The 15,034-nt window shown below is 58.9% G+C and carries 15 protein-coding genes and 2 pseudogenes; 12 read left to right on the plus strand and 5 right to left on the minus strand.

From position 1 onward, the window contains the following. Positions 1–72 precede the first annotated feature (72 nt). The 4 genes and pseudogenes from PL599_RS22870 to rsmI form a co-directional block, all read right to left on the minus strand. A pseudogene (locus tag PL599_RS22870) lies at positions 73–225 on the minus strand (DapH/DapD/GlmU-related protein); the annotation flags it as partial. Between the two features lie 222 nt (positions 226–447). After that, a pseudogene (locus PL599_RS22875) lies at positions 448–609 on the minus strand (maltose acetyltransferase domain-containing protein); the annotation flags it as partial. A 17-nt stretch (positions 610–626) separates the two neighbouring features. Continuing rightward, entirely contained in the window at positions 627–995 is a 369-nt protein-coding gene (locus PL599_RS21120; RefSeq protein WP_137409648.1) for a YraN family protein, read from the minus strand. Next, a complete protein-coding gene (gene rsmI / locus PL599_RS21125) occupies positions 985–1,926 on the minus strand; it encodes a 16S rRNA (cytidine(1402)-2'-O)-methyltransferase (RefSeq protein ID WP_077983789.1) in 942 nt (313 codons plus the stop codon). Before rsmI ends, PL599_RS21120 begins: the two co-directional genes overlap by 11 nt. 263 nt (positions 1,927–2,189) lie before the next feature. On the opposite strand from rsmI, the gene dnaN reads away from it, so the two are divergent. The 6 genes from dnaN (at position 2,190) to PL599_RS21155 (ending at position 6,905) form a co-directional block, all read left to right on the plus strand. Then, positions 2,190–3,308 (plus strand): DNA polymerase III subunit beta, encoded by a 1,119-nt coding sequence (gene dnaN / locus PL599_RS21130; protein ID WP_065654600.1) that lies wholly within the window; start codon positions 2,190–2,192, stop codon positions 3,306–3,308. Positions 3,309–3,497: 189 nt separating this feature from the next. Further along, the gene (gene pmtA, locus PL599_RS21135) at positions 3,498–4,091 is read left to right on the plus strand and encodes a phospholipid N-methyltransferase PmtA (RefSeq protein WP_142913714.1); all 594 of its coding nucleotides are present in this window, start codon (positions 3,498–3,500) and stop codon (positions 4,089–4,091) included. Positions 4,092–4,186: 95 nt separating this feature from the next. Further along, entirely contained in the window at positions 4,187–4,783 is a 597-nt protein-coding gene (locus PL599_RS21140; RefSeq protein ID WP_269825217.1) for a histidine phosphatase family protein, read from the plus strand. A gap of 4 nt (positions 4,784–4,787) precedes the next feature. Next, a complete protein-coding gene (pyrF, locus tag PL599_RS21145; protein WP_003503850.1) occupies positions 4,788–5,495 on the plus strand; it encodes an orotidine-5'-phosphate decarboxylase in 708 nt (235 codons plus the stop codon). Between the two features lie 20 nt (positions 5,496–5,515). Next, positions 5,516–5,803, plus strand: a complete 288-nt coding sequence (locus tag PL599_RS21150; RefSeq protein ID WP_077983790.1) for a DUF1330 domain-containing protein — start codon at positions 5,516–5,518, stop codon at positions 5,801–5,803. A gap of 121 nt (positions 5,804–5,924) precedes the next feature. Continuing rightward, positions 5,925–6,905 (plus strand): complex I NDUFA9 subunit family protein, encoded by a 981-nt coding sequence (locus tag PL599_RS21155; RefSeq protein WP_077983746.1) that lies wholly within the window; start codon positions 5,925–5,927, stop codon positions 6,903–6,905. 596 nt (positions 6,906–7,501) lie between these two features. Here PL599_RS21155 and PL599_RS21160 read toward each other — a convergent pair. After that, positions 7,502–8,308 carry an undecaprenyl-diphosphate phosphatase gene (locus tag PL599_RS21160; protein WP_077983748.1) on the minus strand — a complete coding sequence of 269 codons (807 nt, stop codon included), beginning with the start codon at positions 8,306–8,308 and terminating at the stop codon, positions 7,502–7,504. A 261-nt stretch (positions 8,309–8,569) separates the two neighbouring features. Between PL599_RS21160 and PL599_RS21165 the strand changes: the two genes are divergently transcribed. From PL599_RS21165 to PL599_RS21190, 6 genes are all read left to right on the plus strand, one after another. Next, positions 8,570–9,262, plus strand: a complete 693-nt coding sequence (locus tag PL599_RS21165) for a glutathione S-transferase family protein (RefSeq protein WP_003520121.1) — start codon at positions 8,570–8,572, stop codon at positions 9,260–9,262. A gap of 130 nt (positions 9,263–9,392) precedes the next feature. Further along, positions 9,393–10,544, plus strand: a complete 1,152-nt coding sequence (queG, locus tag PL599_RS21170) for a tRNA epoxyqueuosine(34) reductase QueG (protein ID WP_269825240.1) — start codon at positions 9,393–9,395, stop codon at positions 10,542–10,544. A 3-nt stretch (positions 10,545–10,547) separates the two neighbouring features. Further along, positions 10,548–11,420 carry an SDR family oxidoreductase gene (locus PL599_RS21175; RefSeq protein WP_077983750.1) on the plus strand — a complete coding sequence of 291 codons (873 nt, stop codon included), beginning with the start codon at positions 10,548–10,550 and terminating at the stop codon, positions 11,418–11,420. A 427-nt stretch (positions 11,421–11,847) separates the two neighbouring features. Then, positions 11,848–12,216: a septal ring lytic transglycosylase RlpA family protein gene (locus PL599_RS21180; protein WP_077983751.1), complete on the plus strand. Its 369-nt coding sequence runs from the start codon at positions 11,848–11,850 to the stop codon at positions 12,214–12,216. 61 nt (positions 12,217–12,277) lie between these two features. Further along, the gene (locus PL599_RS21185) at positions 12,278–13,567 is read left to right on the plus strand and encodes an RsmB/NOP family class I SAM-dependent RNA methyltransferase (RefSeq protein WP_269825218.1); all 1,290 of its coding nucleotides are present in this window, start codon (positions 12,278–12,280) and stop codon (positions 13,565–13,567) included. A gap of 155 nt (positions 13,568–13,722) precedes the next feature. Further along, a complete protein-coding gene (locus tag PL599_RS21190; protein WP_269825219.1) occupies positions 13,723–15,000 on the plus strand; it encodes an imelysin family protein in 1,278 nt (425 codons plus the stop codon). The last annotated feature ends 34 nt before the right edge of the window (positions 15,001–15,034 follow it).

A 15,034-nucleotide genomic window follows, 5' to 3' on the forward strand; every position in this document is an offset into this window, starting at 1 on the left:
CTCTTTGACAGTTCCGTGTCAGATTTATTACAGCGCGTACGGACAATCTCAGCCGGCTATGCGATTTATGGGTCGGGCCGGATTTCCCACGACCGTTGCACCTGGCGGCACATCGCGCGTCACCACCGAACCGGCGCCGACAATTGCGCCGTCACCGATGGTGATACCGGCCAGAATGATCGCTCCGCCGCCAATCCAGACATCGCGGCCAATCGTGACGGGCTTTGCGATTTCAATCCCCTGCGCGCGCGGAACCGGGTCCAGATGGTGCTCCGCACAATAGATCTGCACGGCGGGACCGAGCATCGCGCCGTCGCCTATCGCGACCTTCGCAGAATCGAGAATTGTGCAGCCGGCATTGAGATAGACATTCCTGCCCAGCGTGACGTTGAGGCCGTAGGCGCAATGAAACGGCGCCTCGATAAATGCCCCTTCACCCGCAGAAGCAAAAAGGGCCCGCAGTAGCGGCCCGATGGCACCGCGCTCATCCGGCTGCATGGTATTGTGCTGGTGAACCGCCCGTCGCGCATGGCCGCGCAGCAAATCCAGTTCGGCATCCATGCAGTTGTACCATTCGCCCGCGGCCATCTTTTCCCGCTCGGTGGACATTGGCTTTCCCCTCCCTCTTAAAATGCGTCGATAAAGTGCTGCGGCAGGCGTCGTGGCAGAATGGCGACAATATCGAAGCGCAGTGAAAGACGGTCGGCATCCTTGCGACGGGAGAGCCAGAGATCGGCAGCCGCGCGGATGCGCTGTTGCGAATGGAAACCGACGGCATTCACCGCGCTCTCACCCGAAGCGCGCGCCTTGACCTCGATGATGGCAACGAGATTCTTCTTGCGGGCGATGAGATCGATTTCCCCCAGCCGGGTGCGATACCGAATGGCGAGGATGCGATATCCTTTCGCCAGCAGATAAAGTGCGGCCCAATATTCCGCGGTGTGGCCGCGCCGCTCGGCATTACGCCTTTTGTCCCTTTGCGCGTCAGCCGCCATTCCTGTCCTTCATATCCAGCAGCCGCTGATAAAGCTCCTTGCGCGGCAGGCCTGTCAGCTTCGCCGCTTCACCGGCAGCCTTGGCGGCGGACATGGTTGAGACAAGATCTTTCAGGAGCTTCTCGACATCCTCGATATCGGGAATGTCGTCATAGGAGGGTGGCTCCACCAGCAGCACGATCTCGCCCTTCACCACACGATCCTCGTCATAATAATCGGCAAGCTCGCTGAGCGTGCCGCGCCGAAACTCCTCGAAAGTCTTGGTCAGTTCGCGGCACACCACGGCGCGCCGGTCGCGGCCAAGCACTTCCGACGCCACCTTGACGGTGGCGCCAATGCGGCGCGGCGATTCAAAAAAGATCAAAGTGGCGGGGATTTTCGCAAGTTCGGCAAAACGGTCGCGCTTGCCGCGATCCTTCACCGGTAGGAAACCCGCAAACAGAAATGCATCGCTCGGCATACCGGAACCAACAAGAGCGGCAAGCGGCGCCGATGCGCCCGGCACCGGCACGACGCGATGGCCTGCCTCAAGTGCCAGCTGGCCAAGACGATAACCGGGATCGGACACCAGCGGCGTTCCGGCGTCCGATACCAGCGCCACGGATTTTCCGGCCTCCAGCGCGGCAATGAGCTTCGGTCCCGCTTCATTGGCATTGTGTTCGTGATAGGCGAGCGGACGCGTGCGGATGCCATAACGCTCAAGCAGGATGCGGGTGACGCGGGTATCCTCGCAGGCGAGAACATCGGCCGAGGCCAGCGTTTCCAGCGCGCGGATGGTGATATCGCCGAGATTGCCGATGGGTGTGGCGACGAGATAAAGCGCCGGCTCCAGCGGCCGCGCAGGAACGGTGGCCGTGCCGATCCTGAATTCCTTCGCCGCCTGTCTGGCATCACTGTTCGATATTTCCTGCGTCACACGGCTTCCAATCATTCTGGCCGACCCTTGCCGGCCGGTCGCTCCGGTTTTTTCCTTTATGGGCAATAGAAAACCGGCGAACAAGGTCCATCGGCGGTCCCAACCTGTGGATCATGTTGTATAGCAGTAAAATGAGCCGAGGCAGATGAACTCGGCTCTTGCATTTTCTGCAATAACTCTGCCATTTTGCCCGTCCACATTGTCCGGCTTTTGCCGGTGAAGACTCTTCTTGCCGATCCGGCGGTGGCCGGTTCGCAACGTTGAAAGCGGTAGCGTCCATGCGTATTACTCTTGAGCGGTCGAACCTTCTGAAATCGCTGAACCACGTCCACAGGGTCGTCGAGCGTCGCAACACGATCCCGATCCTGTCCAACGTTCTGCTGCGCGCCTCCGGCGCCAATCTGGACATGAAGGCGACCGACCTCGATCTCGAAATCACCGAAGCGACGCCGGCCATGGTGGAACAGGCGGGCGCCACAACCGTGCCGGCGCATCTGCTTTATGAAATCGTGCGCAAGCTGCCGGACGGTTCCGAAGTGCTTCTGGCCACCAACCCGGACGGCTCCTCGATGACGGTTGCCTCCGGCCGTTCGAAATTCTCGCTGCAATGCCTGCCGGAAGGGGACTTCCCCGATCTGACCGCCGGCACCTTCAGCCACACCTTCAAACTGAAGGCGACCGACCTGAAGATGCTGATCGACCGCACACAGTTTGCGATTTCGACCGAAGAGACGCGTTATTACCTTAACGGCATCTTCTTCCACACCATCGAGAGCAATGGCGATCTGAAGCTGCGCGCTGTCGCGACCGACGGTCACCGCCTGGCCCGCGCCGATGTGGATGCGCCGTCCGGCTCCGAAGGCATGCCGGGCATCATCATCCCGCGCAAGACCGTGGGCGAACTACAGAAGCTGATGGACAACCCTGAACTGGAAGTGACGGTTGAAGTATCGGATGCGAAAATCCGCTTGACAATCGGCTCTGTCGTTCTGACCTCGAAGCTGATCGACGGCACCTTCCCGGACTACCAGCGCGTGATCCCGACCGGCAACGACAAGGAAATGCGGGTCGATTGCCAGACCTTCGCGCAGGCTGTCGACCGCGTCTCGACCATTTCTTCCGAGCGCGGCCGCGCCGTGAAGCTCGCGCTCACCAACGGCCAGCTAACGCTGACCGTCAACAACCCGGATTCGGGCAGTGCGACGGAAGAAGTGGCTGTCGGTTACGACAATGATTCGATGGAAATCGGCTTCAACGCCAAATATCTCCTCGACATCACCTCGCAGCTTTCCGGCGACGACGCGATTTTCCTGCTGGCAGACGCCGGCTCGCCGACGCTCGTACGCGACACCGCCGGCGACGACGCGCTTTACGTTTTGATGCCGATGCGCGTTTGAAACGGGAATTTTCCGCAAATTTCATCGAAAAGCCGGTGGAACGCTTCACCGGCTTTTCTTGATTCGGCAGCGCTTCTTGAACCGTAGACGAATTTTTCCAGTTACGACATTTTGCCTTGTTTTTGCGCCAAATGGGATCAACATTGCGTAACAGTTTTTTGACAATGACCAAATGCATCTGAGGGAACTATGGCACTTAACCTGAAGCAACGGCTTGAACAGAAATTTGAGGAAGAAATCCGCTTTTTCAAAGGCATGGTCAGCCAGCCGAAAAAAGTCGGAGCCATTGTTCCGACATCGACAATCACGGCGAAAAAAATGGCGAGTGTCATCAATCCCCATTCCGGCCTGCCGGTTCTCGAACTCGGCCCGGGCACGGGCGTCATCACCAAGGCCATTCTGGCGCGCGGCATCAAGCCGGAGAACCTGACGGCAATCGAATATTCGACCGATTTCTACAACCAACTGCTCCGGAGCTATCCGGGTGTCAATTTCGTCAATGGTGACGCCTTCGATCTCGATGCGACGCTTGGCGAGCACAAGGGCCAGATGTTCGACAGCGTCATCTCCGCCGTGCCGATGCTGAATTTTCCCATGGCCGCCCGTATCAAGCTTCTCGACGAATTGCTGAAGCGCGTCCCCCATGGCCGCCCCGTCGTGCAGATATCCTACGGTCCGATTTCCCCGATCGTCGCGCAGCCGCATCTCTATCACATCCGTCATTTCGATTTCATCGTGCGCAATATTCCGCCGGCGCAATTGTGGACCTACACGCGGGCCTGATAGTCGACAGAGCGCTGGAACCCGTCATTTCCAGGTCACGACGGATGGTTAGGGTATTGATTTGCCCTTTCCGCCGCCCTTGAGGACCGATTGCCATGCATGCGCTCTACATTACCCACCCGCAGGTCAAGATCGATCCGGCCGTTCCCGTTCCCGAATGGGGGCTTTCGGACAGGGGCGCCGAGCGGACGCGCAAGGCAAGCCGCCTGCCCTGGGCACGGTCATTGCGCCACATCGTTTCCAGCGCCGAGACCAAGGCGATCGAAACCGCCCGCATCCTGGCTGAAGCCTCCGGGGCGGACGTGGACATCGTTGAGGCGATGCATGAAAACGACCGGTCCGCCACCGGCTTCCTGCCGTCGCCGGAATTCGAAAAGGCGGCGGACTGGTTCTTCGCCCATCCCGAGGAAAGCTTTCACGGCTGGGAGCGTGCAATCGACGCGCAGGCGCGTATCGTCGGGGCGGTCAAAGCCGTTCTTGACCGGCACGACCCGCAGCAGCCGATCGCCTTTGTCGGTCATGGTGGCGTTGGCACGCTTCTGAAATGCCATATCGAAGGCCGTGGCATCAGCCGCGCCGAGGACCAGCCGCCCGGCGGCGGCAATCTCTTTCGCTTCTCCATCGCCGACTTTTCACTTGCAGCCGCGCCCCCCACATGCGACTGGACGGCAATGGAAACATGGCAGGGATAAGACAATGACCGCGCGCGAAAAACTCATCGTCGGGCTGGATGTTCCGACTGTGCAGCAGGCCGAAGACATCGTTTCGAAAATCGGCGACGAGGTTCTGTTCTACAAGATCGGTTATCAGCTGGTCTTCGCCGGCGGTCTCGAATTCGCGCGTGACCTTGTCCAGAGCGGCAAGAAGGTCTTTCTCGACATGAAGCTGCTCGATATCGACAATACCGTCGCCTCTGGTGTCGAAAACATCGCCCGCATGGGCATGTCGATGCTGACGCTGCACGCCTATCCGAAAGCGATGCGCGCTGCCGTCAAGGCCGCTGAAGGCTCCGGCCTTTGCCTGCTGGGCGTCACCGTGCTCACCTCGATGGACGACGTCGATCTCGCCGAGGCGGGTTATGCTTCTGACGCCCGTTCGCTGGTGCTGCGCCGGGCGGAGCAGGCACGCGAGGCGGGCATGGGCGGCATCGTCTGTTCGGCGGAAGAATCGACCGCCGTGCGCGAAATTCTCGGTCCTGATCTTGCCGTCGTCACCCCCGGCATTCGCCCCGCCGGCGCTGATCTCGGCGATCAGAAGCGTGTGATGACGCCTTACGATGCCATCAAGGCCGGTTCGAGCCATCTGGTTGTCGCCCGCCCCATCGTCAGGGCGGAAGACCCGAAAGCGGCGGCCCGCGCCATTCTGGACGATATGCTGCGCGCCAGCTTCCCGGCCAATCAGTAACGATGACAGGAGGAGATGAAATGGCAAAGGGATATTGGATCGCCCAGGTCGATGTACGCGACAGCGAGCGTTACAAGGACTATGTCTCCACAGCCAAGCCCGCCTTCGAGCGGTTCGGCGCCAATTTTCTGGCTCGCGGCGGTTCGGTGACGGAACTGGAAGGTAAGGCGCGTGCGCGCAACGTTGTCATCGAATTCCCGTCCGTCCAGCATGCGATTGACTGCTACAACTCTCCCGAATACCAGGCGGCGGCTAAAATCCGCCAGGAAGTGGCAGATGCGCAGATGATGATCGTCGAAGGAATTTGAGGACCGTCAACCGCATTTCCCAAACTAGCCTCAAGCCTTGCGACAACCGCTCTTCACGCGCGCGTAGCTTTGGGCTAAGAGACTGAAAAACGCTTTATTGACAGCTTCTGAGGAGCCTCCCATGACCTTGGCCAACCTTCCACCCCTCGTCACCGTTTTCGGCGGTTCGGGTTTTGTCGGGCGGCATGTCGTGCGGATACTTGCGAAGCGCGGTTACCGCATCCGCGTCGCCGTGCGCCGCCCGGATCTCGCCGGTTTCCTGCAGCCGCTCGGCAATGTCGGCCAGATTTCCTTCGCCCAGGCGAACCTGCGTTATCGCGATTCCATCGTCAAAGCCGTGGAAGACGCCGACCATGTGGTCAATTGCGTCGGCATCCTGACCGAAAGCGGTCGCAACACGTTTGACGCCGTACAGGAATTCGGCGCGAAAGCCATTGCTGAGGCGGCCCGCGACGCGGGTGCGACACTGACGCATATCTCCGCCATCGGCGCGGACGCCAATTCGCCGACCGGTTATGGCCGCACCAAGGGCCGCGCCGAGGCCGCCATTCATTCCGCCCTTCCTGACGCCGTGATCCTGCGCCCGTCGATCATATTTGGACCGGAAGACGATTTCTTCAACAAGTTCGCGAAGATGGCCCGCAGCATGCCGTTCCTGCCGCTGATCGGCGGCGGAAAAACCAGGTTCCAGCCTGTTTATGTCGAGGATGTCGCGGAAGCCGTCGCCCGTGGCGTCGATGGCAAGCTAAAGCCAGGCGCGATCTATGAACTCGGCGGTCAGGATGTCATGACGTTCCGTGACTGTCTCGAGGCGGTTCTTGCCGCGACCTACCGGCAGCGTCCTTTCGTCAACCTGCCTTTCGGCGTCGCGTCGATGATTGGCAAGATCGCTTCAATGGTACCTCTGATTGCGCCGCCGCTGACGCCCGATCAGGTGACCATGCTGAAAAAAGACAATGTCGTTTCCACTGACGCCGAAAAGAACGGCTTGACGCTGGAAGGTATCGGCATCACCCCTGTTCGCGTTGCGTCGGTTCTGCCTTCCTACATGGTGCAATATCGCCCGCACGGGCAGTTCTCCAATGCCGGAAAAGCGGCCTGAGGCCTGCCTTCAGCCTCATCGCTCATAAACGAAAGCGGGAGCCATTCCCGCTTTTTGTTTTTGCGCAATTCAATCGCAACCAAACCGCTATTCGCGCATTTTCCCCTCAACTGCAGGGGAGGTGTTGAATGAACTAAGGCTGCGTTGCAAAGCCGGGTAAAAGTTAACGGTCGTCCGGGCTCCACAGGCAAGCGTGGCACAAGCGCAACTGTGGAAAAGACTTCGCATTAACCCGGTATTCAACAAGCTGCTTTATTGATATTCGCCACATTCCAAACATATCCCGAACCCTCAATTCACACACGGCGGCATGATCCGCGCGAACGAACGTCTGAAAGGCAATCATAAAATGGGCAGATCTATCGCACTCTTTTTTGCGTGTGCGGCTTTGGTGGTTCTGGCGGGTTCTTTCATGGCGCCGGGAACGGTTGCAGCGGGCAAGAGCGGTTGCGCTCCAGCCTATGGCGTCGACCCCTGCGCAACGGCTTCGATCAGCACCAACTGATCGGACTTTAAAAGTTTCAAAGAAAAAGCGCCGCCGGTTCTCCGGGGCGCTTTTTTGTTCGTTGCGAGCGCAGATTATTGCCGCCGATGGCTCACCCCAGCACAAGAAGCGCGATCAGTCCCAGCGAACCGATGACGATGCGCCACCATGCGAAGGGTGCAAAGCCTCGCCGCGATACGAAATCCAGCAGAGAGCGAACGACGAAGAGGCCTGAGACAAAAGCGGCGATGAACCCCACGGCGATCAGCGCGCCGTCATCGAAGCTCAGCGCATCGCGGTTCTTGTAGAGATCGAGCGTGAAAGCACCGAGCATGGTCGGCATTGCCAGAAAGAACGAAAACTCGGCGGCGGAGCGCTTGTCCGTTCCCATCAGCAGCGATCCGACGATTGTGGCGCCAGACCGCGACGTGCCGGGAATCATCGCAAGGCATTGAAAGAGGCCGATCTTGAAGGCAAGCGACGGCGGATAATCCATGATGTCGGTATATTTCGGTTTCAGCGGCATACGATCGACCGCAAGCAGGATGACGCCGCCGACGATCAGCACCGCACAGATGAGCATCGGCGTTTCAAACAGCACGGTCTTGATGAAGTCATGCGCCAAAGCCCCGATGATCGCCGCCGGCAGGAAAGCGAGAGCAACGGCCAGCACGAAGCGGCGCGCTTTCGCGCTTGTCGGCAAAGCGAGCGCAATCGACACAAGCTTCTGAAAATAAACAAGGAGGATCGCAAGGATCGCACCAAGCTGAATAAGAACGGCAAAGGTGTTGCCGGGTGATTTGAAGCCTAGGAAATGCCCGGCCAGCAGCACATGCGCCGTTGAGGAGACGGGGATGAACTCCGTCAGACCCTCGATAATGCCCAGCAGAAGTGCGCTGATGATCGACTGGTCACCCATGAGATATCCTTCTTTTCAGGGGAAAGCGGCAATGCACGGTAATAAAGCGCGACGCGTTCGACCGAACCGGTGCGACGCACTTTAAATTTTTGTTTTTATGCACGTCTTTGCCCCAAAACCGCTGCACACTTTTGGGAGACATGCCATAGCGTTAAACTTGTTTTAAAGTAGCCGAGTTCTTATAGCGTCTTGATGAAGCGAAACTGAAAAAGTTTTTCGGCAATGCCGATCATGACAACCAATCGTAAAAATTGAGTACCGATGCCAACTCTCTATCACTCTCCGATGTCGACCGCATCCCGGTTCGTTCGTCTGATCCTTGCGGAATACGGGTTCCAGACCGATCTCGTGGAGGAGCAGCCATGGGAAAGACGGCGAGAGTTTCTGGCGCTCAATCCTGCCGGTACCTTGCCGGTCTATCTGGACGACAATATGCGGTCGCTGAGCGGGCCCTATGTGCTTGCGGAATTTCTTGACGAAACGCACGGGGTTCTGAAGCGCGACCGTCGGCTTCTTGCCGAAGACCCGTTTCAGCGTGCTGAAATCCGCCGGCTGACGGAATGGTTTCTGCAGAAGATGGAAAACGACGTGACCCGGCCGCTGGTGCGGGAACGGGTCTATAAATTGCAGATGACGGCGGCGCAGGGTGGCGGACCGCCGGATTCCAAGCTGCTGCGCACCGCCCGCAACAATATTCGCCAGCACATCAAATATCTGGAATGGCTGGCCGGCTCGCGCACCTGGCTGGCCGGCGACCGGTTGAGCTATGCCGATCTTGCCGCGGCTGCCGCGGTCTCGGTGCTGGATTATCTCGGTGAGATCAACTGGCTCGAAGCGCCGATTGCCAAGGAATGGTATCAGCGGGTGAAATCCCGGCCTTCCTTCCGGCCGTTCCTCAGCGAACGCATTCCCCGACTTGCCCCTTCTTCCCACTACGCCGATCTGGACTTCTAAGGTCTGCCCATCCGGTTATTTGCTGCGGCGTGCGGCTTTATGTAAAGCATGTCGTTGTCCCGAAACCGCTGCACACTTTCGGGCGACATGCATTATATATGCCGCAGATTAACCCGCAGGAGACACGACCATCGACGTCGCGAGCGAAAAGCAGCGAATACGCGCGCATAAACTGACGGACTTCGTTCGTCGGGAAGCGCTTTCACTTGGCTTCGATCTCTGCCGCATCACTGCCCCAGACAGCATTCCGCTCGCACCCGAACGGCTGAGACAGTTTCTGGACAATGGCTATCACGGCACGATGGCGTGGATGGAGGAAACCGAGGCCCGCCGGGCAGAGCCGAAAACGCTCTGGGGAGACGTTCGTTCCATCGTCATGTTCGGGCTGAACTACGGTCCGGAAGAAGATCCGCGCGGCCTGCTTTCCAAACCCGACAAGGCGGCCATTTCGGTCTATGCCCGCAATCGCGATTATCACGACGTCATCAAGGGGCGGCTGAAAGAAATCGCTACCCGTTTTGCCGCGCGTGCCGGCGAGCACGTAAAGGTCTTTGTCGACACCGCACCCGTAATGGAAAAACCGCTTGCCGCCGCCGCCGGTCTCGGCTGGCAGGGCAAGCACACCAACCTCGTCAGCCGCACCCATGGTTCGTGGCTATTTCTCGGCAGCATGTTCACCACGGCCGAACTCTGTCTTGACGAGGCTGAGAGGGACCATTGCGGGTCGTGCCGCGCCTGTCTCGATGCCTGTCCGACGGCCGCTTTCCCCGCGCCCTATCAACTGGATGCGCGCCGCTGCATTTCCTATCTCACCATCGAGCACAAGGGGCCGATCCCGCACGAATTTCGGCCGATGATCGGCAATCGCATCTATGGCTGCGACGACTGCCTTGCCGCCTGTCCGTGGAACAAATTCGCAGCCAGCGCCTCCGAGATGAAATTGCAGGCGCGCGAGGATTTGAAGGAGCCTTCCATCGCCTCCCTGCTCACGCTCGATGACGCCGCCTTTCGCAGTTTCTTCAGCGGCTCGCCCGTCAAGCGCATCGGCCGCAATCGCTTCATCCGCAACGTGCTGATCGCGGCGGGCAACTCCGCCGACCGGCAATTCGTGGAACAATGCAAGGCGCTTGCCGAAACAGACCCTTCGCCGGAGGTGCGCGGCATGGCCGCATGGGCTTTGTCACGGCTTATGGACAGGGACGAATTCCGTACATACTCTGCCGGTCGCGCCCCGGAGCCTGATCCGGAGGCCGAAATGGAATGGCAACTGGCAGGGGCGTGACGCATGCATGTGATGATTTTCGGCGCGGGATATTCAGGAAAAGCAATCGCTAACGCGCTAAAGACCGAAGCAGCAAGCGTTTCCGGCACCACACGCAGCCAGAACAGGTTCCCAGACCTCGCCGCCGCAGGCATGACGCCGTTGCTCTTCGACGGTATTCAACTCAACGACGAACTCGTCGCCGCAATGGGCAATGTTACCCATCTCGTACAATCCGTCGCGCCGGGCAAGGATGGCGATCCGCTGCTTGCGCTTCTGGGCGGCGATCTGAAAAAGCTCATGCCCGATCTGAAATGGGTCGCTTATCTTTCCACCGTCGGCGTTTATGGCGATCATGGCGGCGCCTGGGTGGACGAGACAACGCCCTGCCGCCCGGTCTCCGCGCGATCCGTGGAACGGGTGGCTGCGGAAACCGCCTGGACTGCGGCGGCGGAAAAGGCGGGTGCGCCGCTTTCCATCCTGCGCCTTTCCGGAATTTACGGCCCCGGACGCAATACCTTCATGAATTTCGAGAAGGGAACGGCGCGGCGGCTAGTGAAGAAAGATCAGGTATTCAATCGCATCCGGGTCGAGGATATCGGTGCAGCACTTGCCTTTCTTGTAGCGAAAGACGAACGTGGCATCTTCAACGTGACCGACGATGAACCCTGCCCGCCGCAGGATGTGGTGAGCTTCGCAGCAGCGCTGATGGGGGTGGAACCGCCACCCGAACAGGCCTTCGAGACCGCCGATCTGACGCCGATGGCGCGCTCTTTTTATGGCGAGAACAAGCGCGTTTCCAACGCCAGAATACGCGATCTCGGCTTCGATTTCCGCTTTCCGGAGTACAGGCTCTCCCTCAGACAATTGTGGGAAAACGGCGTCTGGCGGGGCTGAAAAATCCCCTGTCGAAAAGTGATGAAAAATCCTTCCAAGCCCGCTTTTGCGGATGGTTTTCGTCTCATTTCAGCCAATTAGGATTTTATTAACCGCCCAAAAATCAGTAAATTCAGAGTAATTAGAAAAATATTTCACTTACATTTCGTGAACCAGATTCACGAAGTCGTGACCTGCAACAGCATTTCGATTAACTATTGATTCCGCGTTATTTTTTCCACTTTTTTCTTAAAGCACGCTCTGACAGGCTCCCGGCTAACGATCACGAATATTACAGGCTGTAACGGTTCGTGATTTGAGCTCAGCTTTTTTTCGCCATTTTTCCCTCGCCCTACAATCTCGCATCAAAAGGCGTTCAGGCCAGTTCATGGCCGTTTAGCAAGGGCACAATCAATCGGCGCGGGGCCGATTTTCAGGGAAGTACAGTTTGTTGAATATCCGTCGTATAACTTTCACCGCTGCAACTATCGCCGCCTGTTCCATCATTGCGCCTCTTCAGGCGAATGCGGCAAATGGTTGTGGAGGCGCATCGTGGTATGCGTTGACCTCCAAGACTGCTTCGGGTGAGCGCATGAACGCTGCCCACCTGACCGCTGCCCACCGCTCTTTGCGGTTCGGCACCAAGATCAAGGTGACCAATGCGCGCAATGGCAAGGCCGTTGTGGTGCGTATCAATGACCGCGGGCCGTTCATCAAGGGTCGCGTTCTCGATCTTTCCAAGGCGGCCGCCAAGAACATCGGCATGATCAATTCCGGCACCGCCAAGGTCTGCTACGAGATCGTCAAGGCCGATTGAGCCTTGCCCTCGCCGTCATTCGCGTCTACCAACCGGGCTTAGCACAAGAACGAGGTAGACAATGCGTTTAGGCGGGCGTTTGGCCGGAGCAATCGAAGTATTGGCGGATATTGAGGGACGCAGGCGTCCCGTCGCCGATGCTCTGAAAGATTGGGGCCTTGCCCATCGTTTCGCCGGTTCCGGCGACCGGGCCGCAATCGGCAACATCGTTTATGACGCGCTGCGCATGAAGCTCTCCCACGCCTGGCTGATGGATGACGACAGCGCCGCCTCTCTCGCCTATGCGGTTCTATTGCGGCAGTGGGGCAAAAGCTTTTCGGACCTTGAGGCGGAATTCGACGGCGACAAATTCGCGCCCACCGCACCCGATGCGGAAAGGCAGAAGGCCTTCCTCTCCCGTTCCTTCGGTGACGCACCGGCCTATATTCAGGGCGACATACCCGAATGGGTACAATCTTCCTTCGAAACCGCCTTTGGAGAGCGCTGGCTCGCCGAGGCGCAGGCGCTCAACGAACGGCCCACGCTTGATCTGCGCGCCAACACCTTGAAAGCGACGCGCGACAAGGTGCTGAAGGCGCTGGAGGAGAGCGGCGCGGAAGCCACGCATATCGCCCGGCAGGGTGTGCGCATTCCCGCCGGCCAAGGCCCATCCCGTCTACCGAATGTCACCGCCGAACTGTCCTTCCAGAAGGGCTGGTTCGAAGTGCAGGATGAGGGCTCGCAAATCGTCGCCGATCTTGCCGGTGCTCGGGAAGGCGAGCAGGTCCTCGATTATTGCGCCGGTGGTGGCGGCAAGACGTTGGCCATGGCCGCCAGCATGAACAATAAAGGTCAGGTCCACGCTTTCGATGCCGATCGCAAGCGGCTCGCGCCAATCATCGAGCGGCTGAAGCGTGCCGGTACGCGCAATGTGCAGGTGCATGACCGCGCAGCGGGCCTTGCCCCGTTCCAGGAAAAATTCGACCGCGTTCTGGTCGACGCACCCTGCACCGGCACCGGAACCTGGCGCCGCCGTCCCGACACCAAATGGCGCCTGACGGCGCGCAATCTGGAAGAACGCGTGCAGCAGCAGGGCGAGGCGCTTTCGCAGGCCAAGGGTTTCGTGCGGCCCGGCGGCGAGCTGCTTTATGTCACCTGTTCGGTTTTGCCTGAAGAAAACGAACAGCAGGTCGGACGTTTCTGTAAGGAAAATCCAGAATTTACGATCGGTTCTGCACTGGAGCGCTGGCATTTGACTTTCGGCGGCCACGCGAACAAACCGCATTCCTCCGACGGCAAGACAGTGACGTTAACGCCTGCAACCACAGATACGGATGGCTTCTTCTTCTGCTTGATGAAGCGCAAAGCATAGTACCGTCTTTGCAAGCACCGATTTTTCTTGGAATACGACGCCGGGTCTTGTTTCTAAGCATTCTAAACTAGAATGTTTGACACAAGTTTATGATTGGGTCAGAACTCGCTTGCCGCGGCGCGAAGTCATTTCGCGCCTGTCGAAGGAGAGGGATCATGATCCGCAAAACCATTCTCAGCGCTTCTCTTGCGCTTCTTGCCGCATCTGCGGTTTTCACCGCGCTTCCCGCCCGGGCTGCCACCGATGCGGCGGCCGTCGTCAAGCATTACGCCGATGTCGCGCATGCGAAATATGAGGATTCGCTGACCACGGCGAAGGCGCTGGACAAGGCTATCGATGCGCTGATCGCAACGCCGAGCGAAGAAGCCCTGAAAGCCGCCCGGGAAGCATGGATCAAGGCCCGCGTTCCCTATCAGCAGTCGGAAGTCTATCGTTTCGGCAACCCGATCGTCGACGATTGGGAAGGCAAGGTGAACGCCTGGCCGCTGGATGAAGGCCTGATCGACTATGTCGACGGCTCCTACGGGACGGAAAGCGACGAGAACGAGCTTTACGTCGCCAACATCATCGCCAATCCGAAGATCAAGATCAGCGGTGAAGAGGTCGACGCCTCCAAGATCACCCCCGAGCTGATCGAAAGCCTGCACGAGGCGGGCGATGTCGAAGCCAATGTCACGACCGGTTACCACGCCATCGAATTTCTGCTCTGGGGTCAGGATCTGAACGGCACCGGACCGGGCGCAGGCAACCGCCCCTACACCGACTACGACAAAGCAAAATGCACGAACGGCAATTGCGACCGTCGCGCCGATTACCTGAAATCCGCTTCGACCCTGCTGATCAAGGATCTTCAGGAGATGGTGGATGCCTGGGCGCCGGAGGGCGAAGCCACGAAGACATTGGAAGCCGATCCGAAAGCGGGCCTCACCGCCATCCTCACCGGCATGGGTTCGCTCTCCTATGGCGAGCTGGCGGGTGAGCGTATGAAGCTCGGCCTTCTGCTGCACGACCCGGAAGAAGAGCATGATTGCTTCTCCGACAACACCTACAATTCGCATCTTTACGACGCGATCGGCATCGCCTCGGCCTATACCGGTGACTACACCCGCGCAGACGGAACGAAGATGACGGGCGCCTCGCTGTCTGAACTGGTCGGCGCCAAGGACAAGGCTCTGAACGACGAAATGCTGGCGAAGCTGAACAAGACGCTCGACGCCATGCACGCGATGGAAAAGCGCGCGCAGACCGTCGAGGCCTATGACCAGATGATCGGCGAGAGCAACAAGGAAGGCAACGCCGTGGTTCAGACGGCCATCGACGGCCTGCTCGACCAGACGAAGACTGTCGAACGCGTCATTGCGGCGCTCGATCTGGGCAAGATCGAGCTTGAAGGCTCCGACAGCCTCGACAATCCTAACACCGTCTTCAAATAAGCGGTAAAGCGGGCCGTGGATCGCCGCGGCCCGT

The sequence above is a fragment of the Agrobacterium sp. ST15.16.055 genome (assembly GCF_027956555.1).
GTDB classification, from domain to species: domain Bacteria; phylum Pseudomonadota; class Alphaproteobacteria; order Rhizobiales; family Rhizobiaceae; genus Agrobacterium; species Agrobacterium salinitolerans.

Bases quoted from the DNA above. Each gene is read 5' to 3' on its own strand.
- PL599_RS21120 (WP_137409648.1), bottom strand. From the start codon at position 995: ATGGCGGCTGACGCGCAAAGGGACAAAAGGCGTAATGCCGAGCGGCGC.
- rsmI (WP_077983789.1), bottom strand. From the start codon at position 1,926: ATGATTGGAAGCCGTGTGACGCAGGAAATATCGAACAGTGATGCCAGA.
- dnaN (WP_065654600.1), top strand. From the start codon at position 2,190: ATGCGTATTACTCTTGAGCGGTCGAACCTTCTGAAATCGCTGAACCAC.
- pmtA (WP_142913714.1), top strand. From the start codon at position 3,498: ATGGCACTTAACCTGAAGCAACGGCTTGAACAGAAATTTGAGGAAGAA.
- PL599_RS21140 (WP_269825217.1), top strand. From the start codon at position 4,187: ATGCATGCGCTCTACATTACCCACCCGCAGGTCAAGATCGATCCGGCC.
- pyrF (WP_003503850.1), top strand. From the start codon at position 4,788: ATGACCGCGCGCGAAAAACTCATCGTCGGGCTGGATGTTCCGACTGTG.
- PL599_RS21150 (WP_077983790.1), top strand. From the start codon at position 5,516: ATGGCAAAGGGATATTGGATCGCCCAGGTCGATGTACGCGACAGCGAG.
- PL599_RS21155 (WP_077983746.1), top strand. From the start codon at position 5,925: ATGACCTTGGCCAACCTTCCACCCCTCGTCACCGTTTTCGGCGGTTCG.
- PL599_RS21160 (WP_077983748.1), bottom strand. From the start codon at position 8,308: ATGGGTGACCAGTCGATCATCAGCGCACTTCTGCTGGGCATTATCGAG.
- PL599_RS21165 (WP_003520121.1), top strand. From the start codon at position 8,570: ATGCCAACTCTCTATCACTCTCCGATGTCGACCGCATCCCGGTTCGTT.
- PL599_RS21175 (WP_077983750.1), top strand. From the start codon at position 10,548: ATGCATGTGATGATTTTCGGCGCGGGATATTCAGGAAAAGCAATCGCT.
- PL599_RS21185 (WP_269825218.1), top strand. From the start codon at position 12,278: ATGCGTTTAGGCGGGCGTTTGGCCGGAGCAATCGAAGTATTGGCGGAT.
- PL599_RS21190 (WP_269825219.1), top strand. From the start codon at position 13,723: ATGATCCGCAAAACCATTCTCAGCGCTTCTCTTGCGCTTCTTGCCGCA.